This is a genomic window from Bordetella bronchiseptica (genome assembly GCF_900636925.1).
In the GTDB taxonomy this organism is placed as follows: domain Bacteria; phylum Pseudomonadota; class Gammaproteobacteria; order Burkholderiales; family Burkholderiaceae_B; genus Bordetella; species Bordetella pertussis.
In genome coordinates, this window is the sequence record NZ_LR134326.1 from 1,732,524 (window position 1) to 1,748,759 (window position 16,236).

At 66.8% G+C, this 16,236-nt stretch carries 19 protein-coding genes and 1 tRNA gene; 11 read left to right on the forward strand and 9 right to left on the reverse strand.

The features are described 5' to 3' along the window. Positions 1-185: 185 nt before the first annotated feature. Positions 186-1,061, reverse strand: coding sequence for an N-formylglutamate amidohydrolase (locus EL288_RS08025; RefSeq protein WP_033458773.1), 876 nt, complete (start codon positions 1,059-1,061; stop codon positions 186-188). Positions 1,062-1,120: 59 nt separating this feature from the next. After that, positions 1,121-2,107 (reverse strand): Bug family tripartite tricarboxylate transporter substrate binding protein, encoded by a 987-nt coding sequence (locus EL288_RS08030; protein WP_004567553.1) that lies wholly within the window; start codon positions 2,105-2,107, stop codon positions 1,121-1,123. A 171-nt stretch (positions 2,108-2,278) separates the two neighbouring features. Here EL288_RS08030 and gcvA point away from each other — a divergent pair, with 171 nt between their 5' ends. The 3 genes from gcvA (at position 2,279) to EL288_RS08045 (ending at position 5,246) form a co-directional block, all read left to right on the forward strand. After that, a complete protein-coding gene (gene gcvA / locus EL288_RS08035; RefSeq protein WP_003813028.1) occupies positions 2,279-3,199 on the forward strand; it encodes a transcriptional regulator GcvA in 921 nt (306 codons plus the stop codon). Positions 3,200-3,211: 12 nt separating this feature from the next. Continuing rightward, positions 3,212-4,327 carry a tRNA 2-thiouridine(34) synthase MnmA gene (gene mnmA / locus EL288_RS08040; RefSeq protein ID WP_003813026.1) on the forward strand — a complete coding sequence of 372 codons (1,116 nt, stop codon included), beginning with the start codon at positions 3,212-3,214 and terminating at the stop codon, positions 4,325-4,327. A gap of 100 nt (positions 4,328-4,427) precedes the next feature. Further along, entirely contained in the window at positions 4,428-5,246 is an 819-nt protein-coding gene (locus EL288_RS08045) for a sulfite exporter TauE/SafE family protein (protein ID WP_003813022.1), read from the forward strand. 97 nt (positions 5,247-5,343) lie between these two features. On the opposite strand, the gene EL288_RS08050 is transcribed toward EL288_RS08045, so the two are convergent. Then, entirely contained in the window at positions 5,344-5,955 is a 612-nt protein-coding gene (locus EL288_RS08050) for a glutathione S-transferase (protein WP_003813020.1), read from the reverse strand. A gap of 159 nt (positions 5,956-6,114) precedes the next feature. Here EL288_RS08050 and purB point away from each other — a divergent pair, with 159 nt between their 5' ends. Beyond that, positions 6,115-7,491: an adenylosuccinate lyase gene (gene purB / locus EL288_RS08055; RefSeq protein ID WP_033446450.1), complete on the forward strand. Its 1,377-nt coding sequence runs from the start codon at positions 6,115-6,117 to the stop codon at positions 7,489-7,491. A gap of 62 nt (positions 7,492-7,553) precedes the next feature. Beyond that, the gene (locus EL288_RS08060) at positions 7,554-8,012 is read left to right on the forward strand and encodes a c-type cytochrome (RefSeq protein WP_003813017.1); all 459 of its coding nucleotides are present in this window, start codon (positions 7,554-7,556) and stop codon (positions 8,010-8,012) included. 84 nt (positions 8,013-8,096) lie between these two features. On the opposite strand, the gene EL288_RS08065 is transcribed toward EL288_RS08060, so the two are convergent. Then, a complete protein-coding gene (locus EL288_RS08065; RefSeq protein ID WP_003813013.1) occupies positions 8,097-8,792 on the reverse strand; it encodes a cytochrome b/b6 domain-containing protein in 696 nt (231 codons plus the stop codon). A gap of 61 nt (positions 8,793-8,853) precedes the next feature. Continuing rightward, on the reverse strand, positions 8,854-9,135 hold the full coding sequence (locus EL288_RS08070; RefSeq protein WP_003813010.1) for a hypothetical protein: 282 nt from the start codon (positions 9,133-9,135) through the stop codon (positions 8,854-8,856). A 610-nt stretch (positions 9,136-9,745) separates the two neighbouring features. On the opposite strand from EL288_RS08070, the gene EL288_RS08075 reads away from it, so the two are divergent. From EL288_RS08075 to EL288_RS08085, 3 genes are all read left to right on the forward strand, one after another. Then, positions 9,746-10,450 carry a DUF3053 domain-containing protein gene (locus EL288_RS08075; RefSeq protein WP_232018724.1) on the forward strand — a complete coding sequence of 235 codons (705 nt, stop codon included), beginning with the start codon at positions 9,746-9,748 and terminating at the stop codon, positions 10,448-10,450. Between the two features lie 44 nt (positions 10,451-10,494). Then, complete coding sequence (locus EL288_RS08080) at positions 10,495-11,571, forward strand: AI-2E family transporter (protein WP_003813006.1); 1,077 nt, start codon at positions 10,495-10,497, stop codon at positions 11,569-11,571. Between the two features lie 81 nt (positions 11,572-11,652). Continuing rightward, positions 11,653-12,300, forward strand: a complete 648-nt coding sequence (locus EL288_RS08085) for an isochorismatase family protein (RefSeq protein WP_003813004.1) — start codon at positions 11,653-11,655, stop codon at positions 12,298-12,300. A 14-nt stretch (positions 12,301-12,314) separates the two neighbouring features. On the opposite strand, the gene EL288_RS08090 is transcribed toward EL288_RS08085, so the two are convergent. Both EL288_RS08090 and EL288_RS08095 read right to left on the reverse strand, forming a co-directional pair. Further along, complete coding sequence (locus EL288_RS08090) at positions 12,315-13,742, reverse strand: diguanylate cyclase (RefSeq protein WP_003813002.1); 1,428 nt, start codon at positions 13,740-13,742, stop codon at positions 12,315-12,317. 165 nt (positions 13,743-13,907) lie between these two features. Beyond that, entirely contained in the window at positions 13,908-14,513 is a 606-nt protein-coding gene (locus tag EL288_RS08095) for an HD-GYP domain-containing protein (protein ID WP_003813001.1), read from the reverse strand. Between the two features lie 35 nt (positions 14,514-14,548). Between EL288_RS08095 and EL288_RS08100 the strand changes: the two genes are divergently transcribed. Next, entirely contained in the window at positions 14,549-14,872 is a 324-nt protein-coding gene (locus EL288_RS08100) for a hypothetical protein (protein WP_003812998.1), read from the forward strand. Positions 14,873-14,893: 21 nt separating this feature from the next. Here the strand turns inward: EL288_RS08100 and EL288_RS08105 are convergent, their stop codons facing one another. Further along, a complete protein-coding gene (locus EL288_RS08105; RefSeq protein WP_003812997.1) occupies positions 14,894-15,160 on the reverse strand; it encodes a hypothetical protein in 267 nt (88 codons plus the stop codon). A 365-nt stretch (positions 15,161-15,525) separates the two neighbouring features. On the opposite strand from EL288_RS08105, the gene EL288_RS08110 reads away from it, so the two are divergent. Together EL288_RS08110 and EL288_RS08115 are read left to right on the forward strand one after the other, a co-directional pair. Then, positions 15,526-15,726: a hypothetical protein gene (locus tag EL288_RS08110; RefSeq protein ID WP_010931514.1), complete on the forward strand. Its 201-nt coding sequence runs from the start codon at positions 15,526-15,528 to the stop codon at positions 15,724-15,726. A gap of 61 nt (positions 15,727-15,787) precedes the next feature. After that, a complete protein-coding gene (locus EL288_RS08115; protein ID WP_023853354.1) occupies positions 15,788-16,000 on the forward strand; it encodes a hypothetical protein in 213 nt (70 codons plus the stop codon). A 104-nt stretch (positions 16,001-16,104) separates the two neighbouring features. Here the strand turns inward: EL288_RS08115 and EL288_RS08120 are convergent. Then, a tRNA-Met gene (locus EL288_RS08120) sits at positions 16,105-16,181 on the reverse strand. Positions 16,182-16,236: the final 55 nt, after the last annotated feature.

The window sequence follows — 16,236 nt, forward strand, 5'->3', positions numbered from 1 at the left end:
CCGGTGGCGTCCTTGCGACGCGTTGATGGCAGGGGAAGAGGAAAAGCGCCACGCGCCGCGAGGCGCGCTCCCGCGCCGTCCAGCCGCGCGGCCGGCGAAAAAAAGCCCCGCTGGCGTGGTCGTCCAACGGGGCGGCTGCATGGCGGGCGCAAGCCCGCCATGCACGAGTGCGCAGACGTCCGGCGTCAGGCCGCCTGCGCGCGCGTCCAGTCAACCAGCGCGGTGGTCAGCTCGCGCAGGTGCGCCTTCAGGCGCGGATAGTTGTCGTTGGGCCGCAGCGAGACTTCGTCCATGTACAGCTTGCGGTTGATCTCGATCTGCAGGCTGTGGCGGCCATCGGCCGGGCGGCCGAACGCGCGCACCAGTTCCACGCCCTTGTACGGGTCGTTGACCGATACGTCGTAGCCGCGCTCGCGCAGCCACGCGGCGACGAACTCGCGGAAGGCGGGGTCGCTGGTCGAGCCGTCGCGGTCGCCGAGCACGAAGTCGGGGTGCACCAGACCCGGCTGGTCGGTCGCGAAGGCGCCCGCCACGCTGGGCATCGAATGGCAATTGATGTGCCAGACCTTGCCAAAGCGGGCATGTGCCTGGTCCAGGACTGCGCCCAGGGCGCGATGATACGGCTTCCAGCAGGCCTCGATGCGATGGCGCACCTCGTCGACCGACAGCTTGCGGTCGTACAGCGGCGTGCCGTCGTCCAGCATGCGCCACACCAGGCCCTTGCCCAGTTTCACCTTGGGCGACTCGTTGATGGCCTCGGGCCACGGCTGCGCAAGCAGCAGCGGATCGATTTCATCGACGGCGCGGTTGGCGTCGATGTAGCTGCGCGGGAAGCTGGCGGCGATCAGCGGCACGCCCAGCCCGACCGCATCGCCCCACAGATCGTCGACCCAGGTGTCCTCCGCCGTGCGCAGCGCGCCGGCCGACACCGACGGCGCGAAATCCGGCGGGTAGGCCGCGCCGCTGTGCGGGGAATCCAGCACCAGGGGAGCGGACGATTGCGCGTGGGGATATTCGGTCGGCAGGTCGAGTCGGTAGGACAGAGGCTGGGTAATAAACATATATGAGTGCAGGTGCTGGAATCGGCCCCCCGCCGCGCGGGCGGGGGGGGGGAGCGCGCTTAGTCGATCTTCACGTTGGCTTCTTTGGCGATACGCTTGTTCTTGGCGATTTCCTCGGAAATCTGCTTGGCGTATTCGGCGGGCGTGTTGGCCACGGGCGCGGCACCCAGGCCTTCCAGGCGCTTCTTGACGTCGTCCTCTGCGCTGACCTTCACGACAGCGGCGTACAGCTTGTCGATGACAGGCTGCGGCACCTTGGCCGGCGCGACCAGGCCGAACCACGACGAGTCGTTGACGGGTTGCAGGCCGGCCTCGGCGAAGGTCGGCACGTTGGGCAGGGCCGCGACGCGCTGCGGCGCGGCCACGGCCAGCGGCACCAGGGCGCCCGACTGCACGTGCGGCAGCGACGACGGCAGGTTGTCATACAGCACGTCGACCTGGCCGGCCAGGGTGTCGTTCAGCGCCGGGCCCACGCCGCGGTAGGGCACGTGCATCAGGTCGGTGCCCGAGGCCATCTTGAACATTTCGCCCATCATGTGCGAGACCGAACCGTTGCCGGCCGACGCATAGGTCAGCTTGCCGGGCTGGCTCTTGGCCAGCTTGATGAAGTCTTCGATGTTCTTGGCCGGCACCTTGGGGTTGACCACCATGATGTTGGGCACGGCCGCCAGATTGGAGATCGGCGTGAAATCCTTCTCGGCGTCGAACGGCAGGTTGGTGTAGATGGCCGGGTTGATGCCGTGCGTGCTCACCGTCGCGATGCCCAGCACGTAGCCGTCGGGGGCGCTGCTGGCCACGAAGGCGCTGCCGATCGAGCCGCCGGCGCCGCCGCGGTTTTCCACCACGACGGTCTGGCCCAGTTCCTTGCTCAGCTTGTCGGCGAACAGGCGGCCCACGATGTCGGTGGTGCCGCCGGGCGGGAAGGGAACGATCAGGCGGATCGGCTTGTTGGGATAGGCGTCTTGGGCGTGCGCGACGCCGGCGGCCAGCGGGGCGGCCAGGATCGCGGCGAGGGACAGGCCCAGGATGACATTACGACGTTGCATGGTTTCCCCTGTAGGAAGATGTTCAGATCAGTGCGCGAACTTTGTGGTTCTTGGCGCAGACTGCGTCATTCTGTAAGGGGTATCTGGTTTGCGCAAACGAAAGATTCTCCGTAAGCTATTCCTTTTACTCATGGCTGGTTTGTCATAAAACCTGAATCGGCCCCTTTTTCCATGCGCCGTTTTTGCCCGTCCCTGACCGATCTGCAGGCTTTTGAAGTCGCCGCAAGGCACAACAGTTTCACTCGCGCCGCACAGGAATTGTGCGTGACCCAGGGCGCCGTGAGCAAACAGGTGAAACATCTTGAGGAGTTTGTCGGCGTCGAACTATTCCTGCGGATCAGGCAAGGCCTGGTGCTGACCGAGGCCGGCCGCAGTTATCTGAAGAAGATCCGCGCCGGCCTGGGGCAGATCGAAGCGGCCACGCTGGAGCTGATTGCCCACCAGGGGCGCGGCGGCACGCTGCACCTGACCGCGATGCCCACCTTCGGGGCCCGCTGGCTGATCCCTCGCCTGGCGGCGTTTCGCCGCCTGCGGCCGGACATTCATGTCGAATTCCTGCCGCATCGCCAGGGCTACGATTTTTCCACGCCGGAACTGGATGCGGCGGTGCGCTTTGGCGAAGGCATCTGGCCCGGCAGCGGCGCCGACTACATCGTGGGGCGCGACGTCGTGCCCGTGTGCAGCGAGCGCCTGGTGCCCGGCGGCTGCCAGGACGCGGCCGACCTGCTGGCGTATCCCTTGCTGCACCACACCTCGGCGATGGAGGGGTGGCGCGAATGGTTCGAGCAAGCCGGCTGCGATACGCGGCGCAGCCTGGAAGGCGCGCGCTTCGACCAATATTCGCTGCTGTCGCAGGCCGCCGCAGCCGGTTTCGGCGTGGCGCTGATACCGCGCTGCCTGATCGAGGACGAGCTGCGCGACGGCAAGCTGCACGTGCCGATCCAGCTGCCGATCCGCGCCCGCCAGGGGTACTACCTGTGCTATCCGGAGCAGAAGGCCAGCTCGCCGACCTTGCAGGCGTTCCGGGGTTGGCTGATGGAGGTATCGAGCGAGGCCGAGCCGCGGCCGGACCAGTTGGCCGCGGCCGTCTAAAATAGCCGCATCATGCCATCCAATCCTACCCGCAAAGGCCGCGTTGTCGTCGGCATGTCGGGCGGCGTCGACTCATCGGTGACCGCCTGGCTGCTCAAGCAGCAGGGCTATGAGGTCGTCGGCCTGTTCATGAAGAACTGGGAAGACGACGACGATTCCGAATACTGCTCGACGCGCCAGGACCTGCTGGACGCGGCCAGCGTCGCCGACCTGGTCGGCGTCGAGTTCGAATACGTCAATTTTGCCGCCGAATACAAGGACCGGGTGTTCGCCGAGTTCCTGCGCGAGTACTCGGCCGGCCGCACGCCCAATCCCGACGTGCTGTGCAACGCCGAGATCAAGTTCAAGGCCTTCCTGGACCACGCCATGGCGCTGGGCGCCGAGCATATCGCCACCGGGCACTATGCCCGGGTGCGCACCGTCGAGACGCCGGCCGGGCCGCGCCACCAGTTGCTCAAGGCCCTGGACGACACCAAGGACCAGAGCTATTTCCTGCATCGCCTCAACCAGGTGCAGCTGGCGCGCACCCTGTTTCCGCTGGGTGAACTGCGCAAGACCGAGGTGCGGCGCATCGCCCACGAGATCGGGCTGCACAACGCGGCCAAGAAGGACTCGACCGGCATCTGCTTCATCGGCGAGCGGCCGTTCCGCGAGTTCCTCAATCGCTACCTGCCGAGCGAACCCGGGCCCATCCTGACGCCCGAGGGCCAGCGGGTCGGCACCCACCATGGGTTGTCGTTCTATACGCTGGGCCAGCGCAAGGGACTGGGCGTGGGCGGGGTCAAGGGGCGCCAGCGCGACGACGGCACGGCCGAGGCCTGGTACGCGGCGCGCAAGGACCTGGCGCGCAACGTGCTGTACGTCGTGCAGGGGCACGACCATCCATGGCTGCTGTCGGCGCAGCTGCAGGCGCAGGACGCGAGCTGGATCGCCGGCGAGCCGCCCGCGGCCGGCGCCTACGGCGCCAAGACGCGCTATCGCCAGGCCGATGCGGCATGCCGGCTGGACCAGGCGGGCGGCGAGCGCTTCGCGCTGGCATTCGAGCAGGCCCAATGGGCGGTCACGCCGGGGCAGTCGGCCGTGCTGTACGACGGCGAGGTTTGCCTCGGGGGCGGCATCATCATCTGAACATGCGGGCCGGCGCGCCAGGGGAGGCGCGCCGGTCTCGCGGTGGCCGCGGCCGCGGCCGCCACAGCGGTTTCATAAACCTGGGAAAGAGGAGTCTGTCGTGGATGTAGTGATGTTGATTTGCCTGCTGGCGCTCGGCGCCGTGGTCGGCTTTGCCGCCGGGCTGCTGGGCATAGGCGGGGGCATGTTGCTGGTGCCGTTCCTGACGATGTTGTTCGCCTGGCAAGGCATGCCGGGCGACCTGGTGGTGCATGCGGCCATCGCCACGTCGATGACCTCCATCCTGTTCACCTCGGTGTCCAGCGTGCGGGCCCACCAGAAGCGCGGCACGATCCAGTGGAGCATTGTGTGGGCCATGGCGCCGGGCATCATCATCGGCGGCCTGCTGTCGGGCGGCGCGGTGTTCGCGGCGCTGAGCACCGCCTGGCTGTCGTTGTTCTTCGCCCTGTTCGTGGGTTATTCGGGCTGGAACATGCTGCGCAGCAAGAAACCCAAGGCAAGCCGCCAGATGCCGGGCATCGTCGGCACCAGCGCCGCCGGCGCCGGTATCGGCTTTCTGTCGGGTCTCGTCGGGGCGGGCGGGGGCTTCCTGTCGGTGCCGTTCATGGTCTGGTGCAACGTGGCGCTGCACACGGCGGTGTCGACCTCGGCCGCGCTCGGCTTTCCCATCGCGCTGGCCAACAGCGTGGGCTATGTCATCTCGGGCCTGAACGAAAGCGTGACGCGGCCCGGCATGCTGGGATACATCTACTGGCCGGCCCTGCTGGCGCTGGTGGCCACCAGCGTGCTGACCGCGCCCCTGGGCGCGCGCATGGCGCATCGCCTGCCGGTGGGCACGCTGAAGCGGGTGTTCGCCACGCTGCTGTTCGCCCTGGCGGCCTACATGCTGACCAAGGCATGGCAGGCGTTCATGGTTTGACGGCCCATGGCATCCTGGCGCCGGTCGGCGGCCAGGGTGGCCGGCAATGAAAAAGGCGGCTCATGCGAGCCGCCTTTTTCATTGCACGCCGGTCCGGTCAGGCGGTCGGCGGCATGCTGTCGACGAAGGATGGGCGTGCCGACAGCTTTTCATACAGGCGGGCCAGGTTGGCGTGATCGGCGCGCCAGTCCAGGTCCGCAAAGCGCAAGTCCAGATAGCCCAGCGCGCAGCCCACGGCGATGTCGGCCAGGCTGTAGTTCACGCCCATGCAGTGGGCGTTTTCGCCCAGGCTGTGGTCCATGGCGTCCAGGCTGGCGCGCACCTTGCCGTACTGGCGCTCGATCCATTCGGGGCTTTGCTGCGCGGCCGGGCGCAGGCGTTCGCGCACGACGGTGACGCAGGCGTCGAGCAGGCCGTCGGCGATGGCTTCCCAGCACTTGACGGCCGCGCGTTCGCGGCCCGGCTGCGGAATCAGCCGCGCCACCGGAGACAGGGTATCGAGGTATTCGACGATCACGCGCGAATCGAACAGCGCGCCGCCGTCTTCCATGACGAGGCAGGGTACCTTGCCCAGCGGGTTGTACTTCTGTACCTGCGAATCAGGCGACCAGACGTTCTCCAGCTCGAGCTGGTAGTCCAGCTTCTTTTCTGCCATAACGACCCGCACTTTGCGGACGTAAGGACTGGTAAGTGAGCCGATCAGTTTCATGGAGTCACAAAGGCGTAGTCGAAGCGGGCGAAGTATAGCAGGGCGCCCGCTCTCGAATCGGCGTGCGCGCGCCGGATCGCAGCGCATTTGCCACATATGTTACAGAGAGGGCGAATGGTAAAATCGCCCGGCTTACAACCGCTTCCTTCTTACACCGACATGCAGATTGCCGACCAGCTTACCCAACTCAATGCTCTTTCGCCACTGGATGGACGCTATGCGTCGCGCGCCGGGGCGCTGCGGGGGCTGCTGTCCGAGGCCGGGTTCATGGCGCATCGCGTCGAGGTCGAGGTGGCCTGGCTCGTTGCGCTGTCCGATGCGGGCCTGCCCGAGCTGCCGGCGTTCCCGGCCGCCGCGCGCGAGCGCCTGGCCGCGCTGGTGCGCAATTTTTCCGAGGCCGACGCCGCCCGCATCAAGGACATCGAGCGCGTGACCAATCACGATGTCAAGGCGGTCGAGTACTGGCTGAAAGAACAGGTGGCCGACGATGCCGAATTGGCGCGTGCCGCCGAGTTCATCCATTTCGCGTGCACCTCCGAAGACATCAACAATACTTCGCATGCGCTCATGCTCACGCGTGCGCGCGCCGAAGTCGTCGTGCCGCAGCTCAACCAGGTGCTGGCCAAGCTGAACGAACTGGCCCGGACGCATGCCGACCAGCCCATGCTGTCGCGCACGCACGGCCAGCCCGCCAGTCCGACCACGCTGGGCAAGGAGTTCGCCAACGTGGCGGCGCGCCTGCAGCGCGCCGTGGCCGCCATCGAGGCGGTCGAGCCGCTGGCCAAGCTCAATGGCGCCACGGGCAACTACAACGCGCATCTGTCGGCGTACCCGGAAATCGACTGGCCCGCCTTCAGCCGCAATGTGCTGGCCGGCCTGGGCCTGACCCAGAACCGCCATACCATCCAGATCGAACCGCACGACTGGATGGCGGCGCTGTTCGACGCCGTGGCGCGCGCCAACGTCATCGTGCTGGACCTGGACCGCGACATCTGGGGCTACGTGGCCCTGGGCTACTTCAAGCAGCGCCTGAAGGAGGGCGAGGTCGGCTCCTCGACCATGCCGCACAAGGTCAACCCGATCGATTTCGAGAACTCCGAGGGCAACCTGGGTCTGGCCAATGCCGTGCTGCGCCATCTGTCCGAGAAGCTGCCGGTTTCGCGCTGGCAGCGCGACCTGACCGATTCGACGGTGTTGCGCAACCTGGGCGTGGGCCTGGGCTATGCGCTGGTCGCCTGGGATGCCTGCCTGCGCGGGCTGAACAAGCTGGAAGTCAACGCCGCGGCGATCGACGCCGACATCGATGCGTGCTGGGAAGTGCTGGCCGAGCCGGTGCAGACGGTCATGCGCCGCTACGGCCTGCCGCAGCCGTACGAGCAGCTCAAGGCGCTCACGCGCGGCAAGGGCATTACCGAAGAGGCCTTGCGCGAGTTCATCGGCGGCCTGGCGCTGCCCGACGAGCCCAAGGCCCGCCTGCTGGCGATGACGCCGCGCTCGTATATCGGCCTGGCCGCGCAACTGGCGCGGGCGGTATAGTCCGGCTATCCGGCCGGCGCGCGAGGCGGCCGGCCGTTGCCCATCCACAAGGAGTTTGCCCGATGAAGAAACTGTCCATTGTTGCCGCGGTGGTCTGTACGATGCTGGCGCCGCTCTGGTCGTCGCCGGCCGCGGCCCAGTTCGCCAAGCCCCAGGACGCGATCAAATACCGCCAATCGGCCCTCACGCTGATGGCATCGCACTTTGGCCGCATGCAGCCGGTCATGCGCGGCCAGGCGCCCTACGATGCGGCGCAGATCAAGGCCAACGTGGATATCTTCAAGACGCTGTCGACGCTGCCGTGGGCGGCGTTCGGCCCGGGCACCGAGGGCGGCGATGCCTTGCCGGCGGTCTGGAGCGACGCCGAGGACTTCAAGCAGAAACAGCAGCGCCTGGCCGACAATGTGGCCAAGCTGTCGGCCGCGGCCGATGCGGGCGATTACGACAAGGTGCGGGCGGCGTTCGGCGACGTGGGCGCCAGCTGCAAGGCTTGCCACGATTCGTTCCGCAAGAAGAAGTAAGGCGGCGCGCCCCCCGCGCCCGCAAGGCAAAAAAAACCGGCCGCGCGACCGGTTTTTTTTCGTTCGTTCCGGCGCTTGCCCGCGCTAGGAGAACGACATGTCGACGGCGACGGCCTGCGCCTGTATCCACAGCACGAGCGCCGCGCAACAGGCGCCCACCACGGCGGCGCGCAGCCAGATGGCCGGGCCGTCCTGCGAGGCTGGCGTGGCGGGCGGCAGCTGGGCAGCCGGCGCGTTGCCGGTGATCATGGCGCGCACCAGCGCCCGGCGGCGCACCGCCGAGTACCACGCGATGGCCAGCAGATGCGCGCCCAGCAGGCCAAAGATGATCCATTCGTTGGCCTGGTGCAGGCCGGTAAGGGTGTTGGCGGTTGCCTCGCTGACGTGGCCGTACAGCGGGCCCTGGATCATGATGTCGTCGCTGGCGAACAGGCCGGTCGCGGCCTGGACTCCGATGACGGCCAGCATGGCCAGCACCGACAGGGCGCCGAGCGGATTGTGGCCGGCATGGTCGGCGGCGCGGCCGCGCAGGTAGGCAAGCATCGCGCCGGGACCGCGCACGAACGTGGCAAAGCGCGCGTGGCGCGGGCCGACGAAGCCCCAGATCAGGCGAAACAGGACCAGGCCCAGCGCGGTCAGGCCGAACCGGACGTGCCAGTCCATGTACAGCCCGCCCAGCTTGACGGTGACCAGCGCGCCGATGACGGCGGCCGCAAAGGCCCAATGAAACAGTCGCGTGGGCAAGTCCCAGATGCGAACGGAGGTTGCGGTTGGCTGCATGGCAAGACGGCGTAGGGCACGGACGCAGCCAACTTTAGCACGGCGCGCCGGCCGCGCCGCTTCAGTGGGTCAGGCCGCGCACCGACTCGATGCGATGCACGTGCTCGTGGCGGAAACGGATGCGTTGGCCGTGGCTGGCCTTGTCGTCGCCGGCGCAGCGGATCAGTTCGGTCGTGTACGTCGTGGTGCCGTTGATCGGCGCGTTGTAGATCACGCGCGCCCGGATGACCGGGCCGTCGGCCAGTTGCAGATGCACGACGTCGCCGACGTGGATGGGAGTGTCGTCCAGCTTGGTTTGCGTGGGACGGCGGATCAGGTGGTTGGTGTCAAACAGTTGGTTCATGTTTTTCCTCTTTCGAGTTCTAGTTATGGAATGTGCGCAAGGCCGCAAGAGCGGTCTTGCCTGGTACGGCGAACATGCATGCGCGGCATGCGTGGCGCCGGGAGCATGGGGCGGCGGATCGCAAGGACCCGGAGAGGCCGGCGGGGACCGGCTGTATCCCGATGCTCGAAGTGCGTGCCGTGGGCAGGCCAATGGCGTTGCCGGATGACACACACAGCGTTGGACACCAAGGGTGGTGCCAGGGTTCCCTGCGTTCAGGGCAGGGCAGCGATGGGTTTGTAGCAAGCCGTAAGGCGTAAAGCGCGGGCTTGCGGTTTCGGGTCGGCCACGCCAGGCGTGTTCTGATATGAGGGGGCCGACGGCTTGCCTGTGGGCACATGACCGGATCGGCCATGTTGCTGCCATATGATGATATACGGCGTTATGGGCAAGCATGAATAACAAAGCATTCTAGTGCATGGAATTTTGTTTGTCAAGAACCTGTCGCAGGCGCCTGTCACAGATCGCTTCGATGGCAACAAAGTGCCTGCTCCAGGGGAGTTTTCCGGATGCCAGCCCGATAATGCCGGCAATGCGCAGTGGCGCCGCATGGGTGCTGGAAGGGAGGTTTATGCGGTTTGGATGGGAATTGCCGGCGCTGGCCGTCGTGCTTGCGCTGGCCGGATGCGTGAATCGCGAGCCAGAGGAGCGCGCGGCCTTCATCGCGTATCTGGAACAAGTGGCCGCGCCGCAGGCGGGCGTCGTGGCCGCGCCGCCCGACCCGCCCACGCGCAAGGCCCTGGGCGACTACGAGGCGCAGTACGAGCCGATGGAAGCGGCGCACGCCGCCGTGCGCGAAGCGTTGGCGGCGCAGCAGGCGGCGCTGCAGGCGCTGCGGCTGCATTCGGTCGACGAGATCGTCGCACGCCAGGACGGCTGGGACAGGCTGGCCGAGCGCCTGGCGGCCGCGCGCACCGGGCTCGAACAGGCGCGCGCCGCCGCCGACGCCGCGCGCGCCGGGATGGAGCAGCCTCCCGACCTGCGCAACGCCTACGCGCGCGCCTATGAACACAGCGTCACGGCGCCGGCACAGGCCTTGGCGCGGATATCCGGCCTGCTCGAACCCGCCGTGGAGGATGCGCGGCGCGTGGCCGGGTTCGTTGCGCGCCATCGCGATCAGGTCGATACCGATGGTCCGCTGACCCAGGTGCGCGATCCCTCGGTGCGCAGCGAGCTCAATGTACTGCTGCAGGCGCTCAATGGCCGCTCCGACCAGGTTTCGCAGGCGCAGGCCTTGCTCAATGGCCTGGCGGGACCGGCTCGCCAGGCGCCCTGAGTACAATAGCGCCTCGTGCGGCCAGGCCGCTTCCGGGATGGAACATGAGCCAATCGAGTCTTTTCAACAGCAGGGCGTTCGTCGGGCTGCTCATCGTGGTGACGATCGCCTTTGCCTGGTTGCTGTGGCCTTTCTACGGCGCCGTGTTCTGGGGCGCCATCCTGGCCATCATCTTCGCGCCGGTCCACCGCCGCATCGCCGTGCGCCTGGCGCCGCGGCGCAATCTGGCCGCCTTGCTCACGCTGTTGATGGTCCTGCTGGTGGTCATCATCCCGCTGATCTTCATCACCGGTTCGCTGGTCCAGGAAGGCGCCAATCTGTATCAGCGGCTCAAGAGCGGCAACCTGAATTTCGGCGCCTACCTGCAGCAGGCCATCGATGCCCTGCCGCCCACGGTGCACGACGTGCTGGCGCGCTTCGACCTCGCCGACCTGGGCAGCATCCAGGAAAAACTGACGGCCGGCATGATGCAGGCCAGCCAGTTCATCGCCACCCAGGCGTTCAACATCGGGCAGGATACCTTCCAGTTCCTGATCGGCTTCGGCGTCATGCTGTACCTGCTGTTCTTCCTGTTGCGCGATGGTTCGCAGCTGTCGCGCCGGCTGCGCCGCGCGGTCCCGCTGGACGAGCATCACAAGCAGCACCTGTTTCGCAAGTTCACCACGGTGATCCGCGCCACGGTCAAGGGCAATATCGCCGTGGCGGCCGCGCAGGGCGCGCTGGGCGGCGTGATGTTCTCGGTGCTGGGCATACAGGGCGCGCTGCTGTGGGGCGTGATCATGGCCTTTCTGTCCTTGTTGCCGGCTATCGGCGCCGGCCTGATCTGGGCGCCGGTGGCGGTGTATTTCCTGCTGACGGGCGCGATCTGGCAGGGCGTGGTGTTGATCCTGTTCGGCGTGCTGGTGATCGGCATGGTCGACAACGTCCTGCGTCCCTTGCTGGTCGGCAAGGACACCAAGCTGCCCGATTACGTCGTGCTGATCTCGACGCTGGGCGGCATGGCGCTGTTCGGCCTGAACGGCTTCGTGATCGGGCCGCTGATCGCGGCGCTGTTCGTGGCTTGCTGGGACCTGTTCTCGCCGCCCGACGACACGGCCGGAGATGGCGCCGCGCGGCCCTAGCCGGGCTTGCCCGCGCCGCCGGGCGGGTGCGAAAATTGCCCTGTGTCCAGCAATGGGGCGGCGCCACGCGCCGCACTTGCCATGAAGCTGCCTGTCGACGGGCTGATCGCGTCGTTCGACGTGGATGCACAAAAGAGTTTCACGCCGCTTTGCCCGGATGAACTGCCGGTGCCCGACGGGCACGCGATCGTCCCTGAACTCAACGCCCAGGCGGCGCACGCGGATCTGCGACTGGGATCGAAAGATGCGCACAGCCCTCACGCCATCTGGCGGGCGACGGCCGATCAACCCATGTTCAGCCCGGTGGCGGGCGCCAACGTCGACGTGCGCTGGAACATGCACTGCGTGCCGGGCACGCGCGGCTTCGAGTTGCTCGACGGCTTGCCGGCGCCGGCCGCCTACGATTTCTTCGTCTGGAAAGGCGTGGAGCCCGACATGCATCCGTACGGGTCTTGTTACCACGACCTGGCCGAGCGGCAGCCGACCGGCGTCATCGAGTTCCTGCGCGCGCGCGACGTGCGCTGCGTGCTGGTGGGCGGCCTGGCGCTGGATTACTGCGTCAAGGTGACGGCCCTGCAGCTGCGTCGCGCCGGGCTGGAGGTCGTGGTCAATCTGGCGGCGTGCCGCGGCATTGCCGCCGCGACGTGCGAACAGGCCAGGCGGGAGCTGAGCCAGGCCGGGGTGCGCACCGTGCCGCATGCCGGCGTGCTGGTGCGCGCCGGCCGCTGACGAAGCGCGCCGCGCTAGTGCTGGCCGGACTGCGCCACGGCGTCCGGGCGTTGCGACGGTTCGGCCGGCCCGGCATTGGCCAGCACGCAGCGGTTGCGGCCGCCGGACTTGGCCGCGTACAGGGCCTGGTCGGCGCGCTTGAGCAGCCGCTGGTAGTCGGGATGCCTGTCGTGGGCCGCCACCCCGATGCTCAGCGTCAGCCGCACTTCGCCGCCATCGGGCAGCACGGTCGCCTTTTCCTGGATGCGGCGGCGCAAGGCCTCGGCCACGTTCAGCGCCTGCGTGCCATCCGCATCGACCAGTACCACCAGGAACTCCTCGCCGCCGAGACGGAAGGTGTAATCGCCGCCGCGGCTGTACGAGGCAATCAGGGATGCCACTTGCTGCAGCACGAAGTCGCCCGCGTCGTGTCCGTGGGCGTCATTGATCGACTTGAAGTAATCGATGTCGGCCACCAGCACCGACAGGGGTACGCCGGTCTTGCGCGCATACGCCACTTCCTTGCTCAGCACCACGTGCAGGTACTTGCGATTGAGCAGCCGGGTCAGCGTATCGCGCCCCGACTCCAGGTTGCCCGCCTGTTCGAACAGGCCGTCGATCAGAAAGCCGATGGCCTTGGTGGCATCGCGCACGCTGTGCAGGATGGCCAGGCGCTGGTCGGGCGGCGGTTGGGTCTGCTGCGCATCGGCCAGCAACTGGTCGATGTGCTGGAGCTGGCTCGACACGCTGCGGCTTTCGGCCGCGCCTTCGAAGGCGTGCGCCGCCTTGTGGATGAACCACAGGCCGAATTCGGATTTGCGTATGGGGGGCAGCTCGTCCCATGGCTTGCCGACCGACAGGCCGAACATCAACTGGTTTTCCCAGTCGAGCAGGGCGGCGCGCTGGCGCTCCCGCTCGGCCCCGACGTTCTGCGACAAGGCCAGCAGCCGGTAGCCTTCCTCGGCGCGCGCATTGCGGTCGTGCGACACCGAGTAGGCATGGCACATCATCTCGACCGCGGTCATGGTGACATCCGCGACGTAGCGGCATGTCGCGGCCGCCTGCGCGGCCGACAGGCTGGCATCGCGATCCAGCAGTTCGCAGATCCTGCGGATCAGCGCGCACGCGCCGCGCATCACCAGGTGGACCGGGATGTCGATGCGCGCGTGCACTTCGCCGACCTTGCGCTGGAAAGCCACGGTCCGCTCGTATTCCTCGGTGGGGGCGGCGGCGTACACCGACTCCAGCCAATCCTGCATGGAGGCATGCAGCTTGGTCTTGACCAACTGGTCGGACAGGAAGAAGGCCGCGTTGGGATCGGCCAGCATGCACTCGTAGAAATAATCGGCCAGCGCCGCCTTGTTCGCCGTGACGACGTTCCGGGCGGCAACCCATTCATGGGGCGAATAATGCGCGCAAGTGTCTTTCCAGCGCAGGGCCAGGATTTCAGGCGAAGGCTTCAAGTTGTATCCAGCAGGGGGGTGGTCCACAGTAGATTGTAGTCCGCCGTTACGGTTAAAAGTCGCCCTGCGCGGCCCTGGCGCCGAATATGTCCACGATAGGGCGCGCAGGGCATCAATAGGCAAGACTGGGTAATACTTCGGCGGTTTCGGGGTCTTGGCGGGCGCTCAGCCCGCGCGCCACTGGCTGCGCTCGATCATGCGCGCAAAGATGGTGAACGCTTGCGGATCGGTGCGCGCGCCTTGTTCGGCTTCCAGCATGGCCATGGTGCGGTCATGCGGAACCGGGGGGCGGTAGGGGCGGTGCGCGGTAATCGCGTCATAGGCGTCGACCAGCGCGATCAGGCGCGCCTCGAGCGGTATGGCCTCGCCGGCCAGCCCGTCGGGATAGCCCGATCCGTCGTAGTGCTCGTGATGGTGCCTGACGATGCGGCCGATCGCCGCGCCGTCGTCCAGCCCGGTTGCCGCGATGATGCGCTCGCCCAGCACGCTGTGTTCCTGCATGTGGGTCCAGTCTTCGCCCAGCAGGCGGCCCGGATGATGCAGGACGCGATCGGCCACGCCCAGCTTGCCGATGTCGTGCAGGCTCGCGCCCAGTTCCAGGCGGCGTATCGCCATGCCATCCAGCCCGTATGCCCGGCCCAGTTCCCCGGCCAGCGCCGCGACGCGTCCGCTGTGTATGGCAGTGCTGGGGTCGCGTGCGCGCAGCGCGGCAGCCAGGGCGCGGCAGGCGCGCGTATCGGCTTCGGAGCGCGGCAATGATTCAGTTTGCATGACTCGTGTTTCTGATCGAAGTGGTGCTTGCCGCAATGGCCAAATTGACGGCCAAAGCCGCCTCAGTCCCCGCGAATGGCGCGCCGGCCGCGGCGGTAGACTGGCGCAGCCTCCTGGAATTCCATTCATGGCGCTGCCCTGGCCGGGCAGTTCTGAACATGCAGACCGACGTCAACATCAATTCGCTAGCAGCCCTGGGCCTCATGGAGGAGATCTTCGCCAACTACCACGCCTATCGCGTCGCCAAGCAGGCGGGCGATACGGACGAGATGGCGCTCAGGCGCGCGAAGATCGAGACACTGGCCGCCGAGCAACGGCGTGTCATTGCCGCGGTGTGCCGCGATACGGGCGCGCAGTGAGCAACGGCGAGGCGTTTGGCCCTATTGCAGGGGGTGCTGGCCGGCCGCCTCGAGATAGGCGTCGATTGCCAGCTTGAGGTGGGACAGGGCGCTGCCCGTCAGCGGACGCTGGTCGGATTCGGCCAGCAGGCCGCTGGCAGCCTGGCGCAAGGCTGCGCCGAATTGCTCCCGCTGCTCGGCGGGCTGGGCGGCGATCAGGCACTGGACAGTAGTCTCCAGTGCGCTGACCTTGGCAGTGACCTGCTGGATGGCTTGTGCGAAAGCCACCATGATTTCCTGGTTTTCCATCGAAGGACGTCCATATCGGGTTGCGCCAGCCGTATTCCGCGCAAGACTTGTTGCCAAATACCAGGGCCTGGACCCGGCTCGGGTTGCCGGTATCGGCAGCGTCACACGGACCTCGGGAGCAGCGCGGCTTGTCCGGCTGCCCAGCGGTCTGGCTATTTTTTGCAAATTGTAGCGTAGCGAATCGCGGTTTTCGGGCGGACCATGCGCCCGCGCGCGCCGGTGCGCGTGTTGGACTTGAGCGATGTCAAAAGAGGCCGCGCCGGCCGGGCGGAATGAATTCGGATTGCTGTATGGACATACAGTATTCATAGGCCTAGAATCCGCGCTATATGGCCTCGGAATCCCGGGGCCGGGAGGCGGAAACGATGAGCGAGCCGGCGATCGCGTGGCGGCGTGTGGACGATTATTGCTGGGTCGGCCCGCCTGGCTGGACGATCTGCCGGGTCTGGCTGGACGGAAGCTACCAGTACGAGCTGTGGTTCAGCCGCGGTGATGCCGGCACCATCTACGGCATGCGCGCCTCGCTGGAGGGCGCGCAGCATCTGTACATGCAGAAACTGGGGTAATGCGCATGGCGGGCGCGTGCCGGGGCGCGGTAAGATCGATGCCGAAAGGAGGTGCGGATTGATGAAGACGGAACAGAAACGCGGCTTTCTGGACAGGTTCTTTCCGGCAGGCATTCGGCCCGCATGCCCGAAATGCGGCCACCAGGGGTTTATCGTGCTGCATGACGACGCGGTGGTGAACGCGGATAAGCCGATCGCCATCGTTGCCTGCGCGTCCGAAGACTGCCATGCCGCGCTCGGCGTTTTGCCAGCCAGCGCGGTATGGGATGAGTAGGAGCAAGCGCAAGGCACGTAGCGGCCGTCCACGCACGCTTGTCCTTCATCGCGCACAAAACAAAATGCCCGCAAGCGATTGCGGGCATTTTGTTTTGAATTCTCTGGTGGCGCATCCCTGATTCGAACAGGGGACCTGCGGATTATGATTCCGTCGCTCTAACCGGCTGAGCTAATGCGCCATCCCTGGTCTGGCGCAAACAAGAGTCAGCTGCCAAACGAAGAACGAAATTCTAG

What these genes read in the sequence shown, in the direction of transcription:
- EL288_RS08025 (WP_033458773.1), bottom strand. Translation starts at nt 1,061, where the DNA reads ATGTTTATTACCCAGCCTCTGTCCTACCGACTCGACCTGCCGACCGAA.
- EL288_RS08030 (WP_004567553.1), bottom strand. Translation starts at nt 2,107, where the DNA reads ATGCAACGTCGTAATGTCATCCTGGGCCTGTCCCTCGCCGCGATCCTG.
- gcvA (WP_003813028.1), top strand. Translation starts at nt 2,279, where the DNA reads ATGCGCCGTTTTTGCCCGTCCCTGACCGATCTGCAGGCTTTTGAAGTC.
- mnmA (WP_003813026.1), top strand. Translation starts at nt 3,212, where the DNA reads ATGCCATCCAATCCTACCCGCAAAGGCCGCGTTGTCGTCGGCATGTCG.
- EL288_RS08050 (WP_003813020.1), bottom strand. Translation starts at nt 5,955, where the DNA reads ATGAAACTGATCGGCTCACTTACCAGTCCTTACGTCCGCAAAGTGCGG.
- purB (WP_033446450.1), top strand. Translation starts at nt 6,115, where the DNA reads ATGCAGATTGCCGACCAGCTTACCCAACTCAATGCTCTTTCGCCACTG.
- EL288_RS08060 (WP_003813017.1), top strand. Translation starts at nt 7,554, where the DNA reads ATGAAGAAACTGTCCATTGTTGCCGCGGTGGTCTGTACGATGCTGGCG.
- EL288_RS08065 (WP_003813013.1), bottom strand. Translation starts at nt 8,792, where the DNA reads ATGCAGCCAACCGCAACCTCCGTTCGCATCTGGGACTTGCCCACGCGA.
- EL288_RS08070 (WP_003813010.1), bottom strand. Translation starts at nt 9,135, where the DNA reads ATGAACCAACTGTTTGACACCAACCACCTGATCCGCCGTCCCACGCAA.
- EL288_RS08075 (WP_232018724.1), top strand. Translation starts at nt 9,746, where the DNA reads ATGCGGTTTGGATGGGAATTGCCGGCGCTGGCCGTCGTGCTTGCGCTG.
- EL288_RS08080 (WP_003813006.1), top strand. Translation starts at nt 10,495, where the DNA reads ATGAGCCAATCGAGTCTTTTCAACAGCAGGGCGTTCGTCGGGCTGCTC.
- EL288_RS08085 (WP_003813004.1), top strand. Translation starts at nt 11,653, where the DNA reads ATGAAGCTGCCTGTCGACGGGCTGATCGCGTCGTTCGACGTGGATGCA.
- EL288_RS08095 (WP_003813001.1), bottom strand. Translation starts at nt 14,513, where the DNA reads ATGCAAACTGAATCATTGCCGCGCTCCGAAGCCGATACGCGCGCCTGC.
- EL288_RS08100 (WP_003812998.1), top strand. Translation starts at nt 14,549, where the DNA reads ATGGCCAAATTGACGGCCAAAGCCGCCTCAGTCCCCGCGAATGGCGCG.
- EL288_RS08105 (WP_003812997.1), bottom strand. Translation starts at nt 15,160, where the DNA reads ATGGAAAACCAGGAAATCATGGTGGCTTTCGCACAAGCCATCCAGCAG.
- EL288_RS08110 (WP_010931514.1), top strand. Translation starts at nt 15,526, where the DNA reads ATGAGCGAGCCGGCGATCGCGTGGCGGCGTGTGGACGATTATTGCTGG.
- EL288_RS08115 (WP_023853354.1), top strand. Translation starts at nt 15,788, where the DNA reads ATGAAGACGGAACAGAAACGCGGCTTTCTGGACAGGTTCTTTCCGGCA.